The organism is Thiorhodospira sibirica ATCC 700588 (genome assembly GCF_000227725.2).
In the GTDB taxonomy this organism is placed as follows: Bacteria; Pseudomonadota; Gammaproteobacteria; order Ectothiorhodospirales; family Ectothiorhodospiraceae; genus Thiorhodospira; species Thiorhodospira sibirica.
The window spans coordinates 2,339,169-2,363,778 of sequence record NZ_MU255056.1 but is presented as its reverse complement, the minus strand read 5'-3'; the positions used below and the strand labels follow the sequence as shown (position 1 = coordinate 2,363,778).

Annotated in this window: 23 protein-coding genes; 12 read left to right on the top strand and 11 right to left on the bottom strand. The window is 58.9% G+C overall.

What is annotated here, in order from left to right:
• Positions 1-33 precede the first annotated feature (33 nt).
• The 6 genes from THISIDRAFT_RS11040 to THISIDRAFT_RS11015 form a co-directional block, all read right to left on the bottom strand.
• Positions 34-2,184 carry a vWA domain-containing protein gene (locus THISIDRAFT_RS11040; RefSeq protein ID WP_246585381.1) on the bottom strand — a complete coding sequence of 717 codons (2,151 nt, stop codon included), beginning with the start codon at positions 2,182-2,184 and terminating at the stop codon, positions 34-36.
• Positions 2,174-2,782: a hypothetical protein gene (locus tag THISIDRAFT_RS11035; RefSeq protein WP_006786527.1), complete on the bottom strand. Its 609-nt coding sequence runs from the start codon at positions 2,780-2,782 to the stop codon at positions 2,174-2,176. The genes THISIDRAFT_RS11040 and THISIDRAFT_RS11035 overlap by 11 nt, the downstream gene beginning before the upstream one ends.
• 254 nt (positions 2,783-3,036) lie before the next feature.
• Entirely contained in the window at positions 3,037-3,687 is a 651-nt protein-coding gene (gene nth / locus THISIDRAFT_RS11030; protein WP_006786528.1) for an endonuclease III, read from the bottom strand.
• Positions 3,677-5,074, bottom strand: a complete 1,398-nt coding sequence (pcnB, locus tag THISIDRAFT_RS11025; RefSeq protein ID WP_006786529.1) for a polynucleotide adenylyltransferase PcnB — start codon at positions 5,072-5,074, stop codon at positions 3,677-3,679. Before pcnB ends, nth begins: the two co-directional genes overlap by 11 nt.
• A gap of 297 nt (positions 5,075-5,371) precedes the next feature.
• The gene (locus tag THISIDRAFT_RS11020) at positions 5,372-5,650 is read right to left on the bottom strand and encodes an MtrB/PioB family outer membrane beta-barrel protein (RefSeq protein ID WP_006786530.1); all 279 of its coding nucleotides are present in this window, start codon (positions 5,648-5,650) and stop codon (positions 5,372-5,374) included.
• A 75-nt stretch (positions 5,651-5,725) separates the two neighbouring features.
• On the bottom strand, positions 5,726-6,946 hold the full coding sequence (locus THISIDRAFT_RS11015) for an RNA-guided endonuclease InsQ/TnpB family protein (RefSeq protein ID WP_006786531.1): 1,221 nt from the start codon (positions 6,944-6,946) through the stop codon (positions 5,726-5,728).
• A 49-nt stretch (positions 6,947-6,995) separates the two neighbouring features.
• Here THISIDRAFT_RS11015 and THISIDRAFT_RS11010 point away from each other — a divergent pair, with 49 nt between their 5' ends.
• Positions 6,996-7,202 carry a hypothetical protein gene (locus tag THISIDRAFT_RS11010; protein ID WP_006786532.1) on the top strand — a complete coding sequence of 69 codons (207 nt, stop codon included), beginning with the start codon at positions 6,996-6,998 and terminating at the stop codon, positions 7,200-7,202.
• A gap of 311 nt (positions 7,203-7,513) precedes the next feature.
• On the opposite strand, the gene ribBA is transcribed toward THISIDRAFT_RS11010, so the two are convergent.
• Together ribBA and THISIDRAFT_RS11000 are read right to left on the bottom strand one after the other, a co-directional pair.
• Positions 7,514-8,635, bottom strand: a complete 1,122-nt coding sequence (ribBA, locus tag THISIDRAFT_RS11005) for a bifunctional 3,4-dihydroxy-2-butanone-4-phosphate synthase/GTP cyclohydrolase II (protein WP_006786533.1) — start codon at positions 8,633-8,635, stop codon at positions 7,514-7,516.
• A gap of 8 nt (positions 8,636-8,643) precedes the next feature.
• On the bottom strand, positions 8,644-9,300 hold the full coding sequence (locus THISIDRAFT_RS11000; protein ID WP_006786534.1) for a riboflavin synthase: 657 nt from the start codon (positions 9,298-9,300) through the stop codon (positions 8,644-8,646).
• Between the two features lie 305 nt (positions 9,301-9,605).
• Here THISIDRAFT_RS11000 and THISIDRAFT_RS10995 point away from each other — a divergent pair, with 305 nt between their 5' ends.
• The 11 genes from THISIDRAFT_RS10995 to prpC all read left to right on the top strand — a co-directional run bounded on the left by THISIDRAFT_RS10995 (position 9,606) and on the right by prpC (position 20,744).
• Complete coding sequence (locus tag THISIDRAFT_RS10995) at positions 9,606-12,446, top strand: monovalent cation/H+ antiporter subunit A (protein WP_006786535.1); 2,841 nt, start codon at positions 9,606-9,608, stop codon at positions 12,444-12,446.
• A gap of 51 nt (positions 12,447-12,497) precedes the next feature.
• Positions 12,498-12,848, top strand: a complete 351-nt coding sequence (locus THISIDRAFT_RS10990) for a Na+/H+ antiporter subunit C (protein WP_006786536.1) — start codon at positions 12,498-12,500, stop codon at positions 12,846-12,848.
• Positions 12,848-14,365 carry a monovalent cation/H+ antiporter subunit D gene (locus tag THISIDRAFT_RS10985; RefSeq protein WP_006786537.1) on the top strand — a complete coding sequence of 506 codons (1,518 nt, stop codon included), beginning with the start codon at positions 12,848-12,850 and terminating at the stop codon, positions 14,363-14,365. The genes THISIDRAFT_RS10990 and THISIDRAFT_RS10985 overlap by 1 nt, the downstream gene beginning before the upstream one ends.
• Before the next feature lie 3 nt (positions 14,366-14,368).
• Positions 14,369-14,884 (top strand): Na+/H+ antiporter subunit E, encoded by a 516-nt coding sequence (locus tag THISIDRAFT_RS10980; protein WP_006786538.1) that lies wholly within the window; start codon positions 14,369-14,371, stop codon positions 14,882-14,884.
• On the top strand, positions 14,881-15,150 hold the full coding sequence (locus THISIDRAFT_RS10975; RefSeq protein WP_006786539.1) for a K+/H+ antiporter subunit F: 270 nt from the start codon (positions 14,881-14,883) through the stop codon (positions 15,148-15,150). The genes THISIDRAFT_RS10980 and THISIDRAFT_RS10975 overlap by 4 nt, the downstream gene beginning before the upstream one ends.
• A 27-nt stretch (positions 15,151-15,177) precedes the next feature.
• Positions 15,178-15,582 carry a Na+/H+ antiporter subunit G gene (locus THISIDRAFT_RS10970; protein WP_006786540.1) on the top strand — a complete coding sequence of 135 codons (405 nt, stop codon included), beginning with the start codon at positions 15,178-15,180 and terminating at the stop codon, positions 15,580-15,582.
• A complete protein-coding gene (locus THISIDRAFT_RS10965) occupies positions 15,575-16,555 on the top strand; it encodes a Nudix family hydrolase (protein ID WP_006786541.1) in 981 nt (326 codons plus the stop codon). Before THISIDRAFT_RS10970 ends, THISIDRAFT_RS10965 begins: the two co-directional genes overlap by 8 nt.
• A gap of 61 nt (positions 16,556-16,616) precedes the next feature.
• Positions 16,617-17,474 (top strand): squalene synthase HpnC, encoded by an 858-nt coding sequence (gene hpnC / locus THISIDRAFT_RS10960; protein WP_006786542.1) that lies wholly within the window; start codon positions 16,617-16,619, stop codon positions 17,472-17,474.
• Positions 17,475-17,540: 66 nt separating this feature from the next.
• The gene (locus THISIDRAFT_RS10955; protein WP_006786543.1) at positions 17,541-18,215 is read left to right on the top strand and encodes a GntR family transcriptional regulator; all 675 of its coding nucleotides are present in this window, start codon (positions 17,541-17,543) and stop codon (positions 18,213-18,215) included.
• Between the two features lie 65 nt (positions 18,216-18,280).
• Complete coding sequence (gene prpB, locus THISIDRAFT_RS10950; protein WP_006786544.1) at positions 18,281-19,192, top strand: methylisocitrate lyase; 912 nt, start codon at positions 18,281-18,283, stop codon at positions 19,190-19,192.
• 397 nt (positions 19,193-19,589) lie between these two features.
• Positions 19,590-20,744: a bifunctional 2-methylcitrate synthase/citrate synthase gene (gene prpC / locus THISIDRAFT_RS10945; protein WP_006786545.1), complete on the top strand. Its 1,155-nt coding sequence runs from the start codon at positions 19,590-19,592 to the stop codon at positions 20,742-20,744.
• Between the two features lie 98 nt (positions 20,745-20,842).
• Here prpC and lipA read toward each other — a convergent pair whose 3' ends face one another.
• The 3 genes from lipA to THISIDRAFT_RS10930 form a co-directional block, all read right to left on the bottom strand.
• A complete protein-coding gene (gene lipA, locus THISIDRAFT_RS10940) occupies positions 20,843-21,799 on the bottom strand; it encodes a lipoyl synthase (RefSeq protein ID WP_006786546.1) in 957 nt (318 codons plus the stop codon).
• The gene (locus tag THISIDRAFT_RS10935; RefSeq protein ID WP_006786548.1) at positions 21,796-23,241 is read right to left on the bottom strand and encodes a DUF2867 domain-containing protein; all 1,446 of its coding nucleotides are present in this window, start codon (positions 23,239-23,241) and stop codon (positions 21,796-21,798) included. Before THISIDRAFT_RS10935 ends, lipA begins: the two co-directional genes overlap by 4 nt.
• Positions 23,242-23,513: 272 nt before the next feature.
• Positions 23,514-24,610, bottom strand: a 1,097-nt coding sequence (locus tag THISIDRAFT_RS10930; RefSeq protein ID WP_221913999.1) for an ISNCY family transposase, incomplete at its 5' end; no start/stop codon positions are given.

Here is a 24,610-nt window from a genome sequence, read left to right as displayed (position 1 = left end):
GCGGTTTAACCTTATATCTTCCGGGCGGGTGGCTCAGGGGAGATAGTCCAGATGCAGCGGATAGACCCGATCCCGGTCAGCGTCGGCGTCATTGAGACGAAACCAGGCATCGACCTGTTCGTTGATGGCGCGGTACTGCTCCAGCTTGGCCAGGATGCTCCATTCAAGCTGTGAGCGTTGCTCGGCGGTCATGCTGGCAAACATTTCATCACTGAGCGAGAGAATGTCGCTGCGATAGGGTAGGGTCTGGATAAAGGCGGGCAATAGTCCTGTATCGGCAAGCTGACGGGCCTGGCCGATGTCCTCCGGGCGTTTCATGGTCTGCCCGGCGACGCTTTGCAAGGCCTCGAAAAACTGCGATTGCGTGACTTCGGCGCGCATCAGGGCCTGCACTACTTGGTTTAGGGCCTGTGACAGGCTGCTGAGCTGCTCCCGAGTCACCAGCACACGCACATCCAGGGAGCGATCCACCGGATTGATCAGGTCACGATCCAGTACCCAGGCCACCACATCTTTCGGGGGGCTGGCGCCTTTACCCAGATATTCGATCAGGGCGGCTTCCCAGATGCGTTCGACGGAAGGCGGTGTGGCCACTTGCCCGGTGTCTACGGATGCCCCCAGCGTGCTCGCCAGGCGGGCAATCAAGCCATTGGCGACCCCATCAATCAGGCGATCAAAGGCTTTGGGATCATTGAAATCCACCGATTCATAGGCCGCTTCATTGCGGGAGCCACGAATCCGCGCCAAATGCCGAAATTGCGCCTCGGCAATGGGGTGATCTTCCGCAGCGCGGGGTTCCAGCAGGTGAATGGCGGTCAGATGCACCTGGGCATCATCGGCTTCCAGACGCAGATCCGTTTCGTCTTTGCCGGTGATGTTTTGCGGATGTCCCTTGGGGTGCGAGCTGGCATCGCCGATGAGGATCATAAAGCGCAGCGCGCCCTCACGCCAGTTGGAACGCAGCGCCAGATTGACCCCGGCAAAGACCTCCTCGGCATAATCCAGACTGCCGACCTGGGTGGCCTTGACTTCATCAGTGAGCAAGGCGGCCAAGGCCTTGCTGTCTACAAAGTTCGGTGTCCAGTTGCGGGTGTCATAGCCCAGCTGTGGAATGACTTCCAGCGAGTCGCGGAAGGTCACCAGGCCAAAGCGCACTCGTTCGCCAATCTCCTCGCTAAAGCGTTGGGCCACGCGCAATACCGCATCACGGGTTATGTCGATGAAGGGCTGCATACTGCGGGTGGTGTCGATGACAAAGACAATATCGACCGTGAGCGCATCAAGATCAATGCCTTGCTGGGCATCGCGGGCTACCGTGACCTGTTGCAGATAATCGCCATCTTGCAGGGTATCAGCACCCCGCTCACGCGGCACCGCCGCCGCGATTTGTAACAGGCGGACATCATCACCGTCGATGCGCAGCTCTTCCCAGTCCAGAATCGGCAGGATGTAAAACTGGCGGGTAATATCGACAAAGCGCTGTGGTTCCATGCTGATCAGGCTTTCGGGTATTTCACCCGCCTGGATGTGCTGGTAAAACACCTCGGCATCGCTGCGCATATCAAAGGAGTCCACCAGCCCCTCCAGCGTCGCCTTGTCACGAAACATCAAGACGGGGTGACGACCTTCCAGGACGCCGCCGGGGTGGGTGTATGACACCAGCAGCGCCTGATGCCATTCCAGCACATCGAGAGCCTGCATCCAGCCACTGGCCTGAGTGCGGGTATTGCCGACCTGATACCAGCCGCGTGGATTGGCCGGATCACTCAGATCAACCCCTTCGCGGGCAAAGACATACAGCGGATGAAAGGCCGGGATGTTGGCCTGCAGGATAGCCCCGGCGTCAGCGCGGGTGCTGGTATACAGATTGGAAAAAGGGCGCGGCAACACGCGCAAGGGCAGCTGGGTGCGGGTGTCGATACAGGCCGCATCCCCCTCGCAACGCAGATAACCAGACAGCGCGGTATTAGCCGCATCGACTTCAGGGGTATGGCCGTGCGTACCTTCCAGTTCATGCAACTGGGCCCATGCGCTGACGGGCCAAAGCAGCAAAGCCACCAAGATCAGGCTGAACCGCCCGGCGTTAAAGGCAGGGTGAAAGCAGTGCAACATCGAAAAATCCTCCATCGCATGATGCAGGCGCAACCGCCCGAGTGGCCGTGTGTTGCGCTTTTTACAAGGCAAGCTGTAAAGACAGCTCAATCAGTGATTCATATTCCTGTTGCAAGGCGCGTCGCTGCGCTTGCAGGGCCTGCAAGCGTTCATCGGCTTCCGCGTCCGGCACATCATCATTGGTCTCGGGATTATAGACCGTCGAAATCAGCGCAGCGCCCGTATGTGAGGGGGTGTGTCCCTGATAGCCTTGCAAGTGGCTATGATGTGTGTCGAGCTGTTGTCTGAGGGTTGCGAGGCGTTCTTGCAGAGCCTGAATGCGTTGATCGCTGTGTGCCTGTTCACGACTCAGGCTGTTTACGCGCTGCTCCAACTGCGAAAGATCATATCGCAGCGCGTCCAGACGTTCGCGCTCGTGCAACACCTCAGCGGTCACCGATTCCTGCCACGCATCCAGCCAAACGCTTTCATCATGCAGCGCTTCCTGGGTTGCGCGCAACTCGGCCAGACGCTGCTCGCGCTCCGCAATACGCTGTTCATAGGCCCCCGATTGCAGACCGGCTATACCGCCCAGCAAGCCGCCTTCGCGAGGGTCGGTGCTGGTATTTGCACAGCCTGATAAAGCAAGCCATAGGGCAGAACATAGGCACCACACACGCACGATATCCATAAAACCTCCATACTGAATGCTGTTGATGAAGCATCGCCCACCAGATCAACATGAAAACCCTGCCAAGCCAGTATCATGATCGCTTCATTGTGACCATTGTCGTTGATATGAAAGTGCGACTGCAACCCAGGCGGCAGCCCACGCCCCTGGGAGCGCGGCGCATCCACTCCGCATAAAAATGTGCAACGCCGCCCGCCGGAGCTGCCTACATAGAAAAATCTGCCGGGGTGGTGCCCGGCGCTCCCAGGACCACGCTAAGGCGCGGTGTTGACTGTCTTGCATAAATCAGCAATCAGGCAGGTGTTGCAGGCGGGTTTGCGGGCGGTGCAGGTATAGCGTCCGTGCAGAATGAGCCAGTGGTGGGCGTGTTGTTTGAAGGAATCAGGGACAACTTCCAGGAGGATTTTTTCAACGCTATTGACGGTTTTAGCCTCAGCGATACCGGTACGGTTGGCGACGCGAAAGATATGGGTGTCTACGGCAATGGTTGGCTCACCAAAGGCGGTGTTGAGGATGACATTGGCGGTTTTGCGCCCTACGCCGGGCAGTGCTTCAAGCTGGGCGCGCTCGCGTGGAACCTGGCCTTGATGTTGGTGCAACAAGATCGCGCAGCTTTGGTGAATATGGGCCGCTTTGTGGTTGTAAAGTCCGATGGTTTTAATGTGTGCTTTGATGCCTTCTACGCCCAAGGCGAACATGGCTTGAGGCGTGGGAGCCTGGGCAAATAGCCCCGGCGTGACCCGGTTAACGCTTTTGTCAGTGGCCTGTGCGGAGAGCATCACTGCAATGAGCAGCTGAAAGGGGTTTTCGTAAAGCAGCTCAGTGGTAGGGTGTGGGTTGGCGTGGGCCAGGCGCTCAAAGATCTGTGCGCTGCGCCGCGATGCCGATATAGCTTTAGGGGGCATGAGAGGTGCCCTGCGGGGCTTGGTCTTGTTGGGTCTTAGGCTTGGCCGTGCGCTTTTTGCGTTTCTTGCGTTTCTTGCCGGTGTTATCACCCAGTCCAGCCATGCGCTTTTGTTCCGCCTCGTTGAGCGTCTGGATCTGCGTCCACCATTGGCACAATTCCTCAGAGACTTCGCCAGCCTGGGCGCGCAGGCAGAAAAAGTCATAAGCCGCCCGAAAACGCGGATGGGCCATGATTTTGAAAACCTTCGGCCCTTTGCAAATTAACAGTCCAGGCTGCAAAGACCAGATCTCACGCATGATATTGCTGAGATGGCGCGGGATGCTGGTGCAGTGCATCTGCCGGGCCAACACGGCATCAGCCGCCAGCTGCAACGCCGGGACGATAGCGCAGTCTCCTTTGGTCACACGCGCCTCGGCCATCAGGCGCACCGGTTCCCATAGCAGCGCCGCATATAAAAAAGCCGGATTGACGGGCTTATTGGTGGCGATGCGCTCATCGGTGCTGCGCAGGGCATGCACGACAAAGGTCAGGGGAAAGCCGTGCTCCTCGTGCGTTAGGGCCTCTTCAGTCTGCGGAAACAGGCAGCAAAACAGATCATAATGGCGCAGCATCTCAAAGGTCTGCACCCCATACCCGCCCTGAAACAGCTTGATTGCCTCGTCAAATAAGCGCGCCGGGGAAACATCATCCAGCAAATAGCCCAGCCGGGGCAGGTGATATTCGGTGGCAGGATCAAGCTTGAACCCCAGTTTGGCCGCAAAACGCACGGCGCGTAACAGGCGCACCGGATCTTCACGAAAACGCACGGCGGGATCACCGATCAGGCGCAACACGCCGCGCTTGAGATCGTCCATGCCGCCGGTATAGTCCAGTACCGAAAAGGTGCTGATGTCGTAATACAGGGCATTGACGGAAAAATCCCGCCGCCAAGCGTCCTGCTCAATGGTGCCATAGACGTTATCGCGGATGATCCGCCCATCTTCGAGCAAGGCCCCACTGCGTGGCTTGCCGTCTGTGTGCTCATCGCCAAGGGCTGCCCGGAAGGTGGCCACTTCGATAATCTCACGGCCAAAAAACACATGCGCCAGGCGAAACCGCCGCCCAATGAGGCGACAATTGCGAAAGATCTGGCGCACCTGTTCCGGGTGGGCATCGGTGGCGATATCAAAGTCTTTGGGTTCACGCCCCAGCAGCAGATCACGCACCCCACCGCCCACCAGACAGGCGCGAAAGCCAGCGTCTTTGAGCTTGTAAAGCACTTTGAGTGCATGTTCGTTAATCTGTGCCCGGGAGATCGGATGCTCCGCACGCGGAATAACGCGAGGGCCGAGTGGCAGGGTGTTTTGCGACGATGACTTGGCTTGCACGGATAGTTTTTTCGACACGCGGTAAGGTTTTGCAAAATCTTATTATAATAACATCCTTAAACCTTCAGTAGGCATCTTGCTGCCATCGTCTCTCAACTACCGATCCACGTTCTGAAATCCTTCGGCTAAGCGCGATTTGTTCGTTCTCTCAAGTTGGGCTGGCTGTTTCGTCGGTGGAATCCCCCGGCTTTGTGCTTTAACCGGGGGGATGTCAAATAGTGCCAAGCGTCTGTTGTGCTGCGATTGCTCAAACCCTGAAGGACGGGCTTGTTGTGCCTTGGGTCAACGTCACTAAACACGTTACAAACCCCACCATTAAAAGCGATATAGCAGTGTGGCGGCCATGAGGTGGGCGGTGTAGCTGGGGCTGTTTTGATCCAGCAAAATCAAATCGCCTACGCCGCGCATACCGTCGATGTGCAGGCCCCAATCCGATTCGCGGTATTGCTCAAGCATGTAGCGCAGGCGCAGGTCGAGATTGTGGCGCAGGCGGTAGTTGCCATATAAGGTCCATTGTTGCAGATGGGATTTCAAGATCGGATAGGCAACACTGTCCAGGGGGGCATACACGTCGTTACGTCCAGCGGTTTCCATGTAGACCCATGCAGCGCGTTGGGCAGTTCCCGGTAGTAAAAAAATTGGAGTCCGCCCCTAATGCTTAGTCGCATGTCATCCATGACACGCTCCCGCGCATTCCGGTTTGGTTCGCGCTTCATCGGGCGCCAGCTTTCCGAGGTCCACAGGGACTCCGGCGCTTGGGGTCTCTCGCCCTCCACGCGCATGACCTTCGGGCCTACCGCCCGTAGCGAACATGAGTACATTCACGGCAGCGTTTACGTCTCTCTCGTGAACGGCTCCGCAGTCGGGACAGGTCCAGTCCCGGATCCGCAACGGCATTTCGGCTTGCACCGTGCCGCAACTGGAGCAGGTTTTACTTGTGGGGGCGAAGCGGTCAGCGACCAGCAACACGCGCCCGTGCCATTGGCACTTGTATTCGAGCTGACGGCGCAATTCACCCAGCGCCGCATCACTCATGGATTTCGCCAGGCGAGTTCTGACCAGCCCTTTCACGCACAGGTCTTCAATGGCGATGACGCCATGGTCATGAACCAGCGCCGTGGTTTGCTTGTGCAGGAAGTCTTTGCGGGAATCGGAGATACGGGCATGAATCCGTGCGACTCGGCGCTTTTGCCGATGCCAGCGGTTCGAGCCTTTTTGCTTCCGGCTCAATCGCCGTTGGGCCATCTTCAAGCGGCGCTGATACCTGCGCAGATAGCGCGGGTTGCCGGACTTTTGGCCAGCGCTGGTGATGATGACATCCTTCAGCCCGACATCAATGCCCACGCTTTGAGTGCTGACGGGGGCTTGCTGGATCGCTTCTTCAACCATGAAGGCCACGAAATACCGCCCGGCGGCATCGCGACGGATGGTGACCATCTTGGGGACACCGCCAGGGATCCGCGACCACCGGACATCGAGCAGGCCAAGACCGGGCAGCTTCAGAAATTCGCCCGCGCGATAGGCGTTCATCACCCCCCGCTGATCAATCTGGAAACGGATCGACGCGGCTTCACGGTGTTTCTTGAATCGCGGGTATCTGGCGCGCTTGGCAAAGAAGTTGGCAAAGGCCCGATCCTGGTCACGCAGGGCTTGCGTCAGCACCGTGGAGGGGATCGTCGCCAGCCAGGCGAAGGCTTCGATCTTTTTCAGCCAGGTCAATTCACGCGAGAAATCCACGCCAGTGACCTTCTCGCCCGCGATCTTGTAACAGTGCGAACGCCAAGCCAGCGCGGTATTCCAGACCCATCGAGCCGCGCCAAAGCATTGTGCGAGCAGCACCATTTGCACGGCGGTCGGGTAAAACCTGAATTGGTAGGATCGCTGAATCATGGGGGATATGATAGAGTATGCACCGTCAATGTCAAGGGGTGCATACTTCATGAAAGACCTTTCTACCATCAAGAGCCATCCAGCAACGTGCCTCCGGCTATCACCAGAAGAGAAAGCGCTGTTTCGCGAAGCCGTGTTAGCCGATGGGAAAAAATCACTCGGCACCTGGCTCAAGCATTTAGCCCGACAGCGTGTCGAAGAACTGCGCCGAAGAGGCTCGCTGCGCTCGAAGGAGGGTGGGGCGGACAACCCTTGATAGCCCTCGCGCCCTCTGCTCCGCAAGCTACGCATCCGGGCTGGGGGGTCGTCGTTCATCCATGAACTCCTTCAAAGTTTTCTTATATTTTAAAGTTAAACGCTTATAGCTAAAAGCTATAACATATAATGCCTGTAAATTTTCGCGTGACAATTAAAAATATGTTTTTTCTTGATTATGATCAGGACTTGGACAAGTGTTGGGTGGGAGTGTGGAGCACCCGCTCCGCAACGAGGCCGTAGGCCTCGTGGGGTTTAATGACTATGCGCAGCGGGTGCTGCGCGTTCCCAGGGGGCTACGCGCTCCCATGATTAGCTGCGGCCGGTGATGTATTCGACGACTTCGAGACCGAAGCCGCCGAGGCTGTGGAAGCGTTTGGGGGCGGATAGCAGGCGCATTTGATGGACGCCGAGGTCGGCAAGGATTTGTGCGCCGATGCCGTGGGTGCGAAGGTCGGCGTGGCGGGCGGAGTCATTTGATTCTGGGGTGGCTTCGCCTTGGCGTAGGGCCATTTCGCGTAATTTTAAAATGATCTCGCGCGGGGGTTCTGTTTTGCAGATGACCACGGCAACGCCTTGGCCTTGTTCGGCAATCAGGCGCATGGCATCGCGCAGGGGCCAGCCGCATTCGATGCCGTGGTAGTTGAGGGTGTCGCACAGGGTATGTTCCAGATGTACCCGCACCAGCGTGGGCGCGCTGGAGTCAACTTCGCCTTTGACCAGGGCAAAATGCAGCCCTTTGTCGATGCTGTCGCTGTAGGCGTAGAGTTCAAACCGGCCGAACTCTGTGGGAAAGGGGGTGTGGGCCACGCGCTCGACGGTTTTTTCATTTTCGATGCGGTAACGGATGAGGTCTTCGATGGTGCCCATTTTCAGACCATGTTGCGCTGCAAACTGTTCGAGGTCATCGCGGCGCGCCATGCTGCCGTCTTCGTTGAGGATTTCCACGATGACAGCGGCGGGTTCAAAGCCGGCGAGGCGGGCGTAATCGCAGCCCGCTTCCGTATGGCCAGCACGCACCAAGACGCCGCCGGGCTGGGCCATCAGTGGAAAGATGTGCCCCGGCTGGATGAGATCGGCGGGTTGGGCCGCCGGGGCTACGGCGGTGCGCACCGTATGGGCGCGGTCGTAGGCGGAGATGCCGGTGGTGACGCCTTCGGCGGCCTCGATGGAGACGGTGAAGTTGGTGGCATGCTTGGCATTGGTGTCGCCCACCATCAGCGGCAGGCGTAACTGGCGGCAGCGCTCCTGGGTGAGGGTGAGACAGATCAATCCCCGGCCATATTTGGCCATGAAGTTGATGTCTTCAGGGCGTACCTGCGAGGCGACCATGAGCAAGTCGCCTTCGTTTTCGCGGTCTTCATCATCGACGATGATGACCATACGCCCGGCGCGCAGTTCTGCAAGAATCTCTTCGGTTGTATTAAATGTCATGTCATTCCTTATGTTTTGAAAAAGCCGTGTGCGGCAAGAAAGGCAGTGCTGATGTCTTTGTGTGGGGCGGGCTGCTGGCCTTGCAGCAGGCGCTCCAGATAACGGGCAATCAGATCCACCTCCAGATTGACCTCGGTGCCGATGCGATAGCCGGGGATGATGGTGCCCGTCTGGGTGTGCGGAACGATGTTGACGGTGAAGTAATGCGCGTTGACGCGGTTTACCGTCAGGCTGGTGCCATCCAGACACACCGAGCCTTTGGGAGCGATGTAATGCGCCAGTGCGGGGGGGGCTTCCAGTTCCAGGTGCAGCGAGCGCCCATCGTCTTTGCGGCTGCGGATTTTGGCAATGCCATCGACATGACCGCTGACCAGATGACCGCCCAGGCGGGTGGTCGGCGTCAGGGCCTTTTCCAGATTCAGCGGGCTTTGCAAGGGAAGCCGCCCCAGGGTGGTCAGGGTGAGGGTTTCGCGTGAGGCATCGGCGATAAAGCCATCCGCGTGCAACGTCACCACCGTCAGACAAACGCCGTTGACGGCAATACTATCGCCCAGGCGCACATCGTTTAGGTCAAGCTGGCGGCTGCGGATGTGCAGCCGGGCATCGCTCCCCTGCCAGGTAATGGCGGCCAGCTCGCCGACCGCTTCAATGATGCCGGTAAACATTCAATATATGCTCCGTATCACGCATGTTTCCCGCCATGTTTGGCGGTGTTTTAGCGCTAAGGTCTTTGCTCATGAGTCATTTGATAAAGCCGCTCTGGAGAGCGACGTTCCATGGCGCGGAGCGGGTGCTCCGCGCTTCCAGAGCGACACCTGGAAGGTGTCGCCACGTTTTTGCATATCCCAAAGGTTTAGACGCTTGTGCGGCTTTGGTGTAGGATTACGCGCTGCAAGATTCATACATCTTTGAAATGTACGTGCGACAGCGGGAAGCCGCCGCGACGCTTGATCAGGAATTTTAAGACACCATGAGCCTCGTTTTAATTGTCATGCTGCCGTTCATCGGTGCAGTGTTGCCTGCGCTGATGATTCGCACGGGCCGTAATGCCTGTACCATCGCTACGGCCTCGGTCACTATTTTAGCTTTTGCGCTGCTGATGACGCATGTCCCGGCGGTGTTGCGCGGTGAAGTCGTGCAGGTCGGCTGGGATTGGTTGCCCGGACTGGGTTTGAATGCCAACTTCTTTCTTGATGGTCTGGGGCTGTTGTTTGCCAGTCTGATTCTGGGCATCGGGCTGTTGATCATCATTTATGCCCGCTTTTATCTGGCCAAGGAAGACCCGATGGGGACGTTTTTCACCTATCTGCTGCTGTTTCAGGGCGCGATGGTGGGCATTGTACTCTCTGATAATATTTTAATGTTGCTGATTTTCTGGGAGCTGACCAGTCTGTCGTCGTTTTTGCTGATCGGCTACTGGAAACACCTCCCCGAGGGCCGCCAGGGGGCGCGTATGGCGCTGGCAGTGACCGGTGGCGGGGGCCTGGCGATGATTGCCGGGGCGCTGTTACTCGGGCAGATTGTCGGTTCTTATGATTTAAGCGTGATCCTGCAACACAAGGAGCTGATTCAGGCTTCACCGCTGTATGTCCCGGCGCTGTTGCTGATTTTAATCGGCGCTTTTGCCAAATCGGCGCAATTTCCCCTGCATTTCTGGTTACCTCATGCCATGGCTGCCCCCACGCCGGTGTCGGCCTATCTGCACTCGGCGACCATGGTCAAGGCCGGGATTTTTTTGCTGGCGCGGCTGTGGCCGGTGCTGGCAGGCACCGAGATCTGGTTTTATCTGGTGACCACCACCGGTCTGATCACGATGGTGGTGGCGGCGTATATCGCGCTGTTTAAGGATGATCTCAAGGCGCTACTGGCCTATTCCACCGTCAGCCATCTGGGCTTGGTTACCATGCTGCTGGGCTTTGGAACGCCGTTGGCGGCGGTGGCGGCGGTGTTTCATATTATCAATCACGCCACCTTTAAGGCGGCCTTGTTTATGAGCGCGGGGATTGTTGATCACGAGGTCGGCTCGCGGGATATCAAGCATCTGGGCGGGCTGGTGATGCTGATGCCGATTACCGCTACCCTGGCGACCATCGCGGCGGCCTCAATGGCGGGGATTCCGCTGCTCAATGGCTTTTTGTCCAAGGAGATGATGCTTGAAGAGGCAGCGCATACCGTCTGGGCCGGGCAGGCGTGGCTGATTCCGCTGCTGGCGACTGCCGGGGCGATGCTGTCAGTGGCCTATTCGCTGCGTTATATCACGCAGGTCTTTTTTGGCCCGGTGCGCGAACATTATCCCAGCACCCCGCATGATCCCCCTATGGGCATGTGGCTGCCGCCAGCCTTTCTGGTGGGCCTGGTGATGCTTATCGGCCTGTTTCCGCAGACCTTCGCCGGGCCGCTGGTGGCGGCCAGTGCCGGGGCGGTGATCGGTGGGCCATTGCCGGATTATTATCTGTCCATCTGGCACGGTTTGACCCCGGCGTTATTCATGTCGGCGGTGGCGCTGGGGCTTGGGATCGTGATTCTGTGGCGTTATACGCAGGTGCGCGCTGCCTGGCAAAAAGGCCCGCATCCACAGGCCAAAGCCCTGTTTGACCGCACCCTGACCGGGGCGGTGGCGGTGAGCAGCGCATTGACCTATCGCCTGCATAACGGCTCGTTGCAGCGTTATCTGGCCTGGTTTATCGGGGCCTGTGTGGTCATCGGTTATGTCACCTTCTGGCTGAGTTCGCATGAGGCCGGGAACCGCGCCATGCTGCCTGCCGCGCCGGTGGCCATCGTCGGCTGGCTGTTGTTGATCGGTGGCTGTGCGGCGCTGATGGCTTTGCATCGGGATCGCCTTTTGGCGCTGATTACCGTCGGGGTGATCGGCCTGATTGTCTCTATCGGCTTTGTCTATCTGTCAGCGCCGGATCTCGCGCTGACCCAGATCTCGGTAGAGGTGGTCACGGTTGTTTTGCTGCTGCTGGCGCTGAATTTCTTGCCCAAGCATACCCCGGCGGAGAGCATGAGCGTGCGCAAGGTGCGTGATGGGGTGCTGGCGGTGGTGGCCGGTCTTGGCGTGGGGGCGATAGCCTTTGCGGCCATGACGCGCGATTTTGTCACCCTCTCGGATTTTTATCTGGAACAATCCCTGCCCGGTGGCGGCGGCACCAATGTGGTCAATGTGATCCTGGTAGATTTTCGCGGCTTTGATACCTTCGGTGAGATCATCGTGCTGGGGATTGCCGCGCTGGCCATTTTTGCCTTGCTGGACGGGGCATTGCGCGGCGAGGTCGGGCGCAAGCTGGATGCCTGGGTGAGTACTGAGCAACGCTCCATGAATCGCCATCCGATGATGCTGGTGGTGGCCACGCGGGTGATGTTGCCGCTGGCGCTGCTGGTCGGGGCCTATATCTTCCTGCGCGGGCATAACGTCCCCGGCGGTGGCTTTATTGCCGGGCTGGTGGTGGCCATTGCCCTGATCATGCAATACATGGCCAGCGGCTTTGGCTGGACCGCCAAGCGGATGCGTGTGGATTATCACGGCATGGTGGGCGCGGGGATTTTAATCGCCGCTGCCACCGGCATTGGCTCCTGGATTGCCGGGCATCCGTTCCTCACCAGCGCCTTTGAATATTTCACCTGGCCACTGGTTGGCAAATTTGAACTGGCCAGCGCCATTGCCTTTGATACCGGGGTGTTTTTGACCGTGGTGGGGGCTGTGATGCTGACCCTGGCGAATCTGTCGCGCATCGGGCGCCGCGCCCAGCATCAGCAGATCAATGAGCAGCCTATGGATGTCAATCCCCTGGAGAATACAAAAAATTAACCGGGGTCCCGGTTTTACCCATTTTGGCTTAAGTTTACGACGAGGACAGCTATGGAATTTCTGGTAGCCAGCACGGTGGGTCTGCTCACTGCGGCGGGTGTATATCTTCTGTTACGGGCGCGCACCTTTCCGGTGGTCTTGGGGCTGGCGCTGCTGACCTATGCGGTGAATGTGTTTTTATTTGCGATGGGCCGTCTGGCGATAAACATGCCGCCGGTGATCACCGCCACCAGCCCCGGTTACAGTGATCCCTTGCCCCAGGCCCTGGTGCTCACGGCCATTGTGATCTCTTTCGGGATGACCGCCTTGCTGGTGGTGCTGGCGTTGCGGGCCTATCTGGAAAGCGATTCTGATCATGTGGATATCGCCACCGATGGCGACCTCAAGGGAGGCCCCCACTGATGCAACACTGGATTGTGATGCCGGTGATCATTCCCGCGATTGCCGCGCCGCTGATTGCCATGGGGATGCGTCAGGACATTGTGCTGGCGCGGGTGTTTTCCGTAGCCACCACGGTGGCCTTGGTGCTGTTGTCGGTGTTGCTGGTATTTAAGGCCAGTGACGGCCACACCCATACCTATGCCCTGGGCAACTGGCCGGCGCCCTTTGGGATTACCCTGGTGCTGGATCGTCTGTCGGCTTTGATGCTCTTGCTGACCTCGGTGCTGGCGCTGTTTGTGCTGCTCCATGCCATTGCCGGCTGGGACCGGCGCGGCCGCCATTTTCACGCGCTGTTTTTGTTTTTGCTGATGGGCCTGAACGGGGCCTTTCTGACCGGCGACTTCTTCAATCTCTTTGTGTTTTTTGAGGTGTTGCTGATTGCCTCCTATGGCCTGATGGTGCATGCCGGCGGTGCGATGCGGCTTAAGGCCGGGGTGCAATATGTGGTGATTAACCTGGCTGGATCGACCCTGTTTTTGTTCGCTGTGGGGCTGATTTATAGCGTCACCGGCACGCTTAATATGGCCGATCTGGCGCAGCAGGTCCCGCATATTCCGCCAGCGGATCAGGCCATTTTGCATATCGGCGCCTTGCTGTTATTGCTGGTGTTTGCGGTTAAGGCCGCGCTGGTGCCGGTGCATTTCTGGTTACCGGGAACCTATAGCCTCGCGCCCGCGCCGGTGGCGGCGCTGTTTGCCATCATGACCAAGGTCGGGGCTTATGCCATTATTCGCCTGTATACCCTGGCCTTTGGCGAAGGCGCCGGGGATTCTGCCTGGCTGGCGGCAGCGTGGCTGATGCCAGCAGCCTTGATCACGTTGGTGGTCGGCATGATCGGGGTCTTGGCCGCCCGTAGTCTGGGGCAGATGGTGAGCTTTGCGGTCATTGGCTCGATGGGCACCCTGCTGATTCCGGTGGCCCTGTTCACCGCCCCGGCGATGTCGGCGGCGCTGTATTATATGGTGCATTCCACTCTCGCCGCTGCGGCCCTGTTTTTGATTGTGGATATGGTGGCACAACGGCGCAAGGAGGTTGCAGACCATCTCTCCCTGACTGCCCCGTTTGCACAAATGGGCCTGATTGCCGGGCTGTTTTTCCTGGGCGCAATTGCCATGACCGGGATGCCGCCGCTGTCGGGCTTTATCGGTAAGTTGCTGATCTTAGACAGCGCCCGCGACAGTACCTTGATGGCGTGGATCTGGGGCTTGATCCTGTTCACCTCATTGTTGGCCATCATTGGCTTTGCCCGGGCGGGCAGTCTGGTGTTCTGGAAAACTCACGAGGCGGGTCAACCCTTGCGCCGTCGTGCCAGACGCCTTCCGGTCGGCAATGCCCTGCCCTTTGTGGCCACGGGCGGATTATTGGCCTGCATGGTGATACTCACGGCCTTTGCCGGGCCGGTGGCGCTGTATCTGGATCAAACCGCCGCGCAGCTGTTTGAGCCAACACGCTATATCCACGCTGTCTTGGGAGGGTAAATCATGGCATCTCCTGCAAAACCCGGTTTTTTCAAGCGCTATCTGCCTCATCCACTGCTAACCCTAACGCTGACGGTGGTGTGGATGTTATTGCTCAACAGCCTCAGTTGGGGGGGGCTGGTGGTCGGGCTGGTGCTGGGGATTTTGATCCCGATCCTTAGCAGCCATTTCTGGCCGGATCGCCCCCGCCTGAAATCCCTGCACAAATTTATCAGCTACGCCTTGGTGGTGATGTGGGATATCGTCGTTGCCAATATCCAGGTAGCGTACCTGATTTTGTTTCGCCGGGCGGACAAGCTGCGTAGCTGCTGGATCAGCGTACCGCTGGATCTTAAATCGCCCGAGGCGATTACCCTGCTGGCAGGCACCGTCACCATGACACCGGGCACGGTGAGCAGCGATTTATCCGCCGATGGCCGGGCCTTGCTGGTGCATTGTCTGGATGCCCCCGACCCCGCCGCTGCCGTGGCCCACATCAAGACCCGCTATGAGGCACGTTTGAAGGAGATCTTTGAATGATCGGTTATGCCCTGCTGTTTGGCTTTGTCTGCCTGTCCTTGGCGTTTTTGCTGAATCTGTGGCGGCTGGTGCTTGGCCCCACGCTGACAGACCGTGTCCTGGCGGGCGATACCATGGTAATCAACGTCATCGCCCTGATCATGCTCTATGGCATCATGGAAACCACCGCCGTCTATTTTGAGGCAGCCCTGCTGTTTGCCATGTTCGGCTTTATCTCGACCGTCGCCTATTGCAAGTTTTTGCTGCGCGGCGATGTCATTGAATAACTGTTTGTGACACCACGGAGCTAACTGATGGACAAAATCTTTTTTGCTGAACTGCTGGTTTCTGTGCTGATCGTCGCCGGGGGGATCTTTTCGCTGGTCGGCTCCTTTGGGCTGATCAAACTCAAAGACCTGATGACCCGCCTGCATGCCCCCACCAAGGCCACCACCTTGGGCGTGGGCAGTACCCTGCTGGCCTCGATGGTGTATTTCCTGGTCTTTGAGTCCAAGATTTCCATGCACGAAATCCTGATTTTGCTGTTTTTATTCCTGACCGCACCGATCACCGCGCATTTTGTCGCCAAGGCGTATCTGCTGCGTCACACTGACCCGCAAAAAGACCTACCGCAGACCCAGCGTCCGCACGGTTGGAGCACCTTCGACGCCCCGCCCGCCAGCCCGACCAAACCGCCCAGCCCCAAGGCGGATGGCTAAGGACTTACCTCAGCGCGTGGCGGTGGCACTGATCAGCAACGCCCTGGATCAGTATCTCATCGCCTCGCGCATCCCGCCAGGACATACCGAGGCCCTCTGGGAATTTCCCGGCGGCAAGATTGAGCCGGGTGAAACCACTGCACAGGCATTACAGCGCGAACTTTGCGAAGAACTGGGGGTATATCCGCTGGTGCAAGACCCCTTGCTAAGTGTCGTGCAAGACGCGGTGTGCCTTGAGGTGCATTGTGTGCGCGCCATCGACCGCCCCCCCCAGCCCTGCGAAGGCCAGCAGTTACGCTGGGTAGACCGCCAGCAACTGCCGCGCTACCGCTTTTGGCCGGCCAATCAGATCATCCTGCAAACCCTTCTGGCCCGGCCCCGTCCACTGCCGCTGTACTACCTGATCACCCCCGAGCCGGGCGCTGACTGGGCCGGTTTTTTACAGCATCTGCAACAACGCTTAAGTCACGGCGATATCGGCATGGTGCGCCTGCGCAGCACCGCCCAGACACCGCTGTCACTCACCCAGGTGGCTGAATTCGTGCGCTGCTGTCAGCACCAGCAGGTACAGGCGTTGCTCAGTGATGATGTACCGCTGGCCCAGCGTAGCGGCGCCGATGGCGTGCATTTTTCCCAGCAACACCTGCTGCAAGGACTGCCCGTGCGTCAAATGGCACAGCAGTCACTGTGCTATGGGGCCTCGGTGCATGACGCCCACAGCCTGAGCGTGGCCGCATCCCTGCCGCTGGATTTTCTTACCCTCTCACCCCTGGCCCCCACGGCCAGCCACCCCGACACCCCAACACTGGGCTGGGATGCCTTTTGCAAACTCGCCCAGCACAGCCCAATCCCGATCTACGCCCTCGGCGGCTTGGATATGGCCGACCTGCCCACCGCGTTAAACCACCGCGCCTGCGGCATCGCCGCTATCCGGGCACTGTGGCAAATGCCACTTCATGCGGCATCAAGATGATGCCGCCACTGTTCGCGCTCCACGCGGGCGCGTTGATTGAAATAAACAAACAGACAAACTTATGACTACAGCACAGGCTTATGCGCATTGTTTGCGTATTGCACAAGGCCATTATGAAAACTTCCCGGTGGCATCGCGCCTGTTGCCGACGCGGGTGCGGGGGCCGGTAGCGGCGATTTATGCGGTGGCCCGGCGTGGCGATGATCTGGCGGATGAGGGCTCGCTGAGTGCGGCGGAGCGTTTGGCGGGTTTGCAGGCGTTGGGCCAGGCGGTGGAGTGTGCCGCGCAGGGCCAGCCGGCGGATGATCCGGTGATGCTTGCGCTGGCCGATACGTTCAGCCGTCATCGCGTCCCGGTGGCGCTGGTGCACGATTTGCTCAGTGCCTTTGCCCAGGATGTTACGCAGCAACGCTATGCCGATTTTGCCACGCTGCGGGATTATTGCCGCCGCTCGGCTAATCCCATCGGGCGTATGCTGTTGCATTTGTGCGGCTACCGCGAAGAGGCTTTGCTGCTTAAATCCGATGCCATTTGTACCGCCTTGCAGTTGATCAATTTTTATCAGGATTTGCGCCAGGATTATGCGGAAATGGGGCGGATTTATTTGCCCCAGGATGAAATGCAGCGTTTTGGGGTGAGTGAGTCTCATTTGGCGCAGGCGATCAGCGATGCGCCCATGCGCGCCTTGATGCAGTTTCAGTTTGCCCGGGTTGAAGAATGGCTGCATGACGGTCGCCCACTGGGTGGGCAGGTCGGTGGGCGTTTTGGTCTGGAATTGCGCCTGATCATGGCGGCCGGGCAGCGGGTGCTGTGGCACCTTAAACGCCAGGAGGATGATCTGTTTTCCCGCCCCCGGCTGTCGCGCAAAGACTATCTGTGGATTGTGGGGCAGGCGCTTTACTCGCCGGCGTGGAAATAAAATTGTTGACAATCTCTTTCTGAAAACCCAAAATCGCGGCCACAGATAGCACATGACTGTGAGTCCATGTCAGATATTGTCAACAATATAGCGAATCCATCGACCACGCTGGCAGATCGTGTGTTTGTGCGCTTGCGCAATGCCATTATTGCCGGGGAGATTCCGCCGGGCAGTCGCATCCGTGAGCCGGAGCTGGCCAGTGCTTACGGCATCAGTCGCGGGCCGTTGCGTGATGCCATCGGGCGGCTGGAGGCCTGTCACTTGGTGCAGCGGCGCGCCAATGTGGGTGCCCGGGTGATCTCGTTGAGCCGGGAGGATTTGCTCGAATTGTATTTATTGCGTGAGGCCCTGGAAGGCACGGCAGCCCGGCTGGCAGCGACGCGTAAAACCCCGGCGCTGGTGCAGGGTCTGCGGGAGTTGTTGCAGGAGTATCGCCAGCGCGGTGCAGCGCAGGAGGGCATCGCCTATTTTCAGAAAGAGGGCGATCTGGATTTTCATTATCGCATCGTGCAGGCCAGTCAAAGCCCGCGCCTGATCAATCTGCTGTGTGATGATCTGTATCATTTATTGCGCATGTACCGCTATCAGTTCGGCATGAGTGGCAATCGCGCTGATCATGCATTTAAGGAGCATGAATACGTGATTGAGGCGATTGCCGATGGCGACGGCGAAATGGCTGAGCTGCTGATGCGCCGCCATATCCGCGCCTCACGCGAAAACGCCGCACGCCACCTGGTGTAGCGACCGGCAAGCCGCACAACCACAGCGCAAACCATTCACCTCAACCTAACCCGCAGGAAGTCCACATGTCCACACACGACTCCCCCGGTGCCCGTCTGCGTCAGGCTGTCACCGAAGAACACCCACTGCAAGTGGTCGGCGTGATCAACGCCTATCATGCCATGATGGCCCAACAAACCGGCTACCGGGCGCTGTATTTGTCTGGCGGCGGCGTGGCGGCCGGTTCCCTGGGGCTGCCGGATCTGGGTATCAGCACTTTACATGATGTGCTCGAAGATGTGCGCCGTATCACCTACGTCACCGAGGCCCCGTTATTGGTGGATGCTGATACCGGTTTTGGCTCCAGTGCCTTTAACATCACCCGCACGGTGCGCGAGCTGATCCGGGCCGGTGCGGCTGGGTGTCATATTGAGGATCAGGTACAGGCCAAGCGCTGCGGACATCGTCCTGGCAAGGCGATTGTCTCGCTGGGCGAGATGGTGGATCGTATCAAAGCTGCTGCCGATGCCCGCAGCCATGACTTTGTGATTATGGCGCGCACCGATGCGCTGGCGGTTGAGGGGATGGATTCTGCGATTGCACGGGCGGTGGCCTGTGTTGAGGCCGGTGCCGATATGCTTTTTCCCGAAGCGATTAACACGCTGGAACAATATCAACAGTTTGTGCAGGCGGTGAATGTGCCGGTGTTGGCCAATATCACCGAATTTGGCCAGACACCGCTGTTTACCACCACAGAGCTTGGCAAGGTCGGGGTATCGCTGGTGTTGTATCCCTTGTCGGCCTTCCGTGCAATGAATCAGGCGGCGCTGACCGTCTATCAGGCCATCCGCCGTGATGGCACCCAGGCCGGGGTTGTGGATCTGATGCAAACCCGCGCACAACTCTATGAGCACCTAGGCTATCACGCCTATGAGCAAAAACTTGATCAACTATTCCAACACGAAGGGGATAAAAAGGCGTCAACTACCCCGGCCTAAAGCCGGAGCTTGCCTGCCTGCCGCGACGCAGACAGGTGAAAGCAAGCTAGGTTGACCAGCCTAAGCCCGCCTGACCAGAAAGGTCGAAAGGGGCTACGTGTACAACAGGTCGTTAAGACTCACCGGCGGATGCTTCCTCAGTCTGCCGCTCTGGAAGGTCAGGATCATGCTGACGCAAGGTAAAACGTCGAAGGTTTTGATCGCCGCTGTCAAGCGGGAGCCGGTTGTACACATTGGCGAGGGGAGCGAGCCGCAAGGCTCCGTCACCAGGCCCTTACGGGCAGAGCCTCACGGCCCAGCAGGTGGAAGGCCTGCACCTAACTATTTCCGGCGGCTGCGAGGTCGTAGCCGCTATCCCTCCCCGGCCTGAAGGTCGGGGTTTTTCGCGGAGGAACTGATGACCGAACAGCCACAAACTGATGCCCGCAAGCCTAAAAAATCCGTTGCCCTCTCGGGTACTTCGGCAGGCAACACGGGCATTTGCACCGTAGGGCGCACAGGAAATGACCTGCATTATCGCGGTTATGACATCCTGGATTTTGCAGACAATACCTCCTTTGAGGAGATTGCCTACCTGCTGATTCACGGTGAATTGCCCAATAGCGCCCAACTGCGCAGCTATCAGGAACACCTCAAAGGACAGCGTGGCCTGCCTGCCGCCCTGCGTAGCGTGTTAGAGCAAATCCCCCCCAGCGCCCATCCGATGGATGTGATGCGCACGGCAGTCTCCATGCTGGGCACCCTGGAAACCGAAAAAGACGATATGAGCGTCCACGGCGCGCGCGCTATCGGTGATCGGCTGGTGGCCTGTCTGGGTTCGGCGCTTTTATACTGGCATCACTACTCGCGCCACGGTCGGCGCATCGAGGTAGAAACCGATGATGAAAGCGTAGGCGGTCACTTTCTGCATCTGCTGCATGGGCGCGTCCCGCAGGAATCCTGGGTGCGCGCCATGCACACCTCATTAAACCTCTACGCCGAACACGAATTCAACGCCTCGACCTTCGCCGCTCGCGTGGTGGCTGGCACAAATTCCGACATCCACTCTGCCATCACCGGCGCGATTGGTGCCCTGCGAGGGCCTAAGCACGGCGGCGCTAATGAAGTGGCCTGCGAGATCCAGCTGCGTTACAGCAGCGCCGATGAAGCCGAGGCGGATATCCGCCGCCGTGTTGAGGCCAAGGAAATCATCATCGGTTTTGGTCATCCGGTCTACACCATCAGCGACCCGCGCAACAAAGTCATCAAAGACGTGGCCCACCGCCTCTCCACAGAGCGCGGCAACCTGCGCATGTTTGACGTCGCCGACCGACTGGAAGCGGTGATGTGGGAACAAAAGAAAATGTTCCCTAATCTGGACTGGTTCTCCGCCGTGTCTTATCACATGATGGGTGTTCCCACTGCCATGTTTACCCCCATCTTCGTGATTGCCCGCACCACCGGCTGGGTGGCGCATGTCATCGAACAGCGCCAGGATGGCAAAATCATCCGCCCCAGCGCCAACTACATCGGCCCGGAAAATCGCGCCTGGAAACCCCTCAACCAGCGCTGATTACTCATCGTGCAAAACCACAACGGCCACCGCATCAGGTGGCCGTTTTTTTATGGCGTCAAATACAAACATATTTCAGGCAGAGATAAACCCGCAACTCAGGTATCGTGGGGGGTGTGCTGGTCGTGTATGGCCGCATGGTAAGAAGAGCGTACCAGCGGCGCGCTGGCAACCTGGAGAAAGCCAAGCGCTTTGGCCTGTTCTCCCCAGGCGCTAAATGCTTCTGGGGTGACATAGCGGCTCACGGGCAAATGATGGCGGCTGGGTTGCAGATATTGCCCTAAGGTCAGGCGCTCGCAGCCATGAGCGCGTAAATCCTGCAATACGGCCAGCACTTCGTCATCGCTTTCCCCCAGCCCCAACATCAGCCCGGATTTGGTCGCCACGCCGGGCAGTCTTTGCCGAATCTGCGCCAATAAGGCCAGGGAGCCTTGATAATCCGCCCCCGGGCGCACGGTGTGATACAAACGCGGGACGGTTTCCAGATTGTGATTAAACACATCCGGCGGATGTTGGCACAAGGCATTCAGGGCAGGATCAACCCGTCCGCGAAAATCCGGCACCAGCGCCTCAATGCGAACGCCCTGGGTGCGCGCCCGAATCGCGGCGATACAGGCGGCAAAATGGGCACCGCCGCCATCCCGCAAATCATCACGATTCACCGAAGTCAGCACCACATAGCGCAGTTGCATGGCGGCAACCGCCTCTGCCAGGGTGTGCGGTTCCTGGGCATCCAGAGGCAGCGGTCTGCCATGTGCCACATCACAAAAGGGGCAGCGCCGGGTACAGATTGCGCCCATGATCATGAACGTAGCGGTCCCACTGCTGAAACACTCACCAAGATTGGGGCAACTGGCTTCCTCGCACACCGTATGCAAATGTCCGGCGCGCAGCAGTCGCTTGATCTGCTGAACCTGTGCGGCATGATGGATGCGCGTGCGAATCCAGGCGGGTTTGCGCGCCGGGGCGGGGCTGGCCTCGACGGTGATGGCTACGGGCGCGACTTTCTCTGCCGCCCGCTGCTTATCGCCCGCACGCCGGACTTTGTGACTCATGGCGCATTCTCTGAGGTATTTGCGCGAGCCTCGGCGCGTTGCGCAATCGCTTTGCACAGGCCCTTGAACATAAATTGATGCGTCGGGATCAGAGTGTACCAATACAAAAGCCCCCACACCCCGGCGGGGTGAAAATGCGCGTTGACCTGGATGCGTGTGCCGTTGGCCTCCGGACTCAGCTCAAATTCCAATACTCCGGAGCCGGGGGCCTTCATGCCGAAAAACAGGCTCAAGCGCCGCTCACGTTCTACCCCAATCACCCGCCAGGAGTCGATGGTATCGCCCAAGCGCACCTCCACCGGATGGCGCCGACCATAATTCAAGCCCTGCCCGCCGACCAGCCAGTCAAGGATCTCGCGGACCTTCCACAGACCGTTCATAAAATAATAGCGATTATCGCCACCGATGGCGGTAATGATCGGCCAGATCTGTGCAGGGCTGGCTGAGGACAGGTAGGTACCGCCCGCCCGCTTGGCATAATAGGAATAATCCAGGCGGTAGTTGCGGAACATGAAGGCCCCTTCGGTCCAGCGCGCCGCCACCGCATGTTGCCGCTCAGCCTCAAAAACCGCCCGCACTGCCGCCCGAAAATCCAGCAGCGGCTGCGGCACCAAAGCCCGCAAGGCCCGATCATCGGCAATAAAATCCTCACGCAAGCCTTCAATCAGGGCGCGGGCCACTGACGTTGGCACCGCCGTGACCCATTTCAGCCAATACGAGGATAATTTAGGGCTTAGCAAGGGCACGGGCAGGATAATCGGCGGCTTATGCCCGGCCTCCTTGGCAAGAATGCGCATCGCCTGATCATAGGGAATATGCTCAGGCCCGGCGGCATCAAAGGTTTTGCCCGCAGCCTCCGGGATAAAGGCCACCCGGTGTAGATATTCCAGCAGATTCTCCAGGGCAATCGGGGGCGATTTGGCCCGCACCCAGCGCGGCGTCACCATGATCGGCAGATGCAACACCAGATCGCGCATCACCTCAAAGGCCGCCGAGCCTGGGCCGACGATGATCCCGGCGCGAATCTCGGTCACCGGCACAACTCCCCGCCGCAGCTCCTCGCCGGTCTGGGCCCTGGAAATGATATGTTCACTCTTGGCATTGGGCGGCAACAAGCCGCCTAGATAAATAATGCGCTTCACCCCGGCAGCCTCAGCCGCCTTGGCAAAATTAGCAGCCGCCTCAATATCCAGACGACCGAAGGACTTGCCCGAGGCCATCGAATGCACCAGATAATAGGCAATCTCCACCCCTTCCAGCGCAGGCGCCAGGGTGTCGGGCTGCAACACATCCGCCTTGACCAGCTCCACCCCTTGCCAATCACGCGCCTTCAACACACTCATCGAACGCGCCGCCGCTCGCACCGTCAAACCGGCACTGACTAGCTTAGGCACCAGATTCGTGCCGATATACCCCGATGCCCCGAAAACCAATACCTTCATAACAGCCCACCTCCCAAACCCGCCGAGACGCACCCCGCCCCGGACCGTATAGACCCGCAAAATAGCACATTCCGGGATTTCCGGGACACTCCACAGCTACGCAACGAGGCCAGAGATTTCACGAGTCACTCCCAGACGTAGCGCGTCATGCTGACGGTGAAACTCGTGTTTTCAGCGATGTATCATGCGCCCGCCTTGATTCCTCTCTGTCAACCCAATTCAGAAAAGTCCCCTTTTGTGCAAAGCAGAAGTGTCCCCCGTAGAATGCGTGGTTATGGTGTTTGGGCTGGTGCCGGAGTGATGTTGCCCCGACCTCTCCAAGGGTGGTCCGGCGCCGGTTTGTAGGTTGGCTTGGCGGTCTGTTTTGCCTTGGCCTGGTCGACGCTGTGGTGGACACTTTTTTCATCATCCAGCGGTGTGGGCGGTTCGCCCTCAGCCAACAGACGGTAAGGCATGATGTGCCCCTGGTGCAGGAGGGTGATGGTGCCGTCGAAGGCCTCGCAGACGGTGAGGGTGGCACCCCGCAGGCGGTAGCCCTTGCCCTGTCCCTGAAGCTGATATTCCCGGTTCTTGAACTGGAAGCAAAGGTTCTTGGAGAGCTTACGGGTATGGTGCAGGCAAAGGATGAGGGCCTGCTCCTCGGGGCTGTGCAGCACCGGTCGGTGGGCATCCTGGGGGCTTTGTGGCTCGACGGCGAAGCGGGCGTTGAAGTCGGCCATGAAGGTGGGGAGGAAGGCGTTGGCGGCGTCGATGTCCGAGATCTCACGCAGGCGCAGCTCCTTGACCAAACGGTCTTGCAGGGTCTGGTTGGCCCGCTCCACCCGCCCCTTGGCCTGAGGCGTGTTGGCATGAATGGCGGCGATGTCGAGGGTCTTGAGGGCGCGGGAAACTGGGTCAGGCTCCCCGTCGTGCTCAGGATGATTGACACGGAAGATGCTGTGTTTGTCTGAGTAGAGGGCCACCGGACGTCCGTGCTGATCCAGGTATTGCTGTAGGGTCTCCATGTAGGCCTGGGTGGTTTCGGCGGGCACGAAGCGCAGGGCCATCAGGCGCCCTGTGGCGTCGTCGATGAACACCATGAGGGTACAGCGCGGGCCGCGCACCTCAAACCAGTCATGGGGCGAGCCGTCGATTTGAATGAGCTCCCCCAGGCAGGGGCGGCGTGGACGGCGCTGATGAATGCGGGCTTGCTTGCGTTGCTTGGGCTGCCATAGCCCATCGGCCACCATCCACTGGCGCAGGGTCTCGACCGAGAGATGATGACCATGGCGCTCGGCCAGGGGGTCGCAGGCCAGGGTGGGGCCAAAGTCGGTGTAGTGCGTCTTGACCAAGGCGAGCACCTCCTGGCGTACTGTCTCGGCAATGGCGT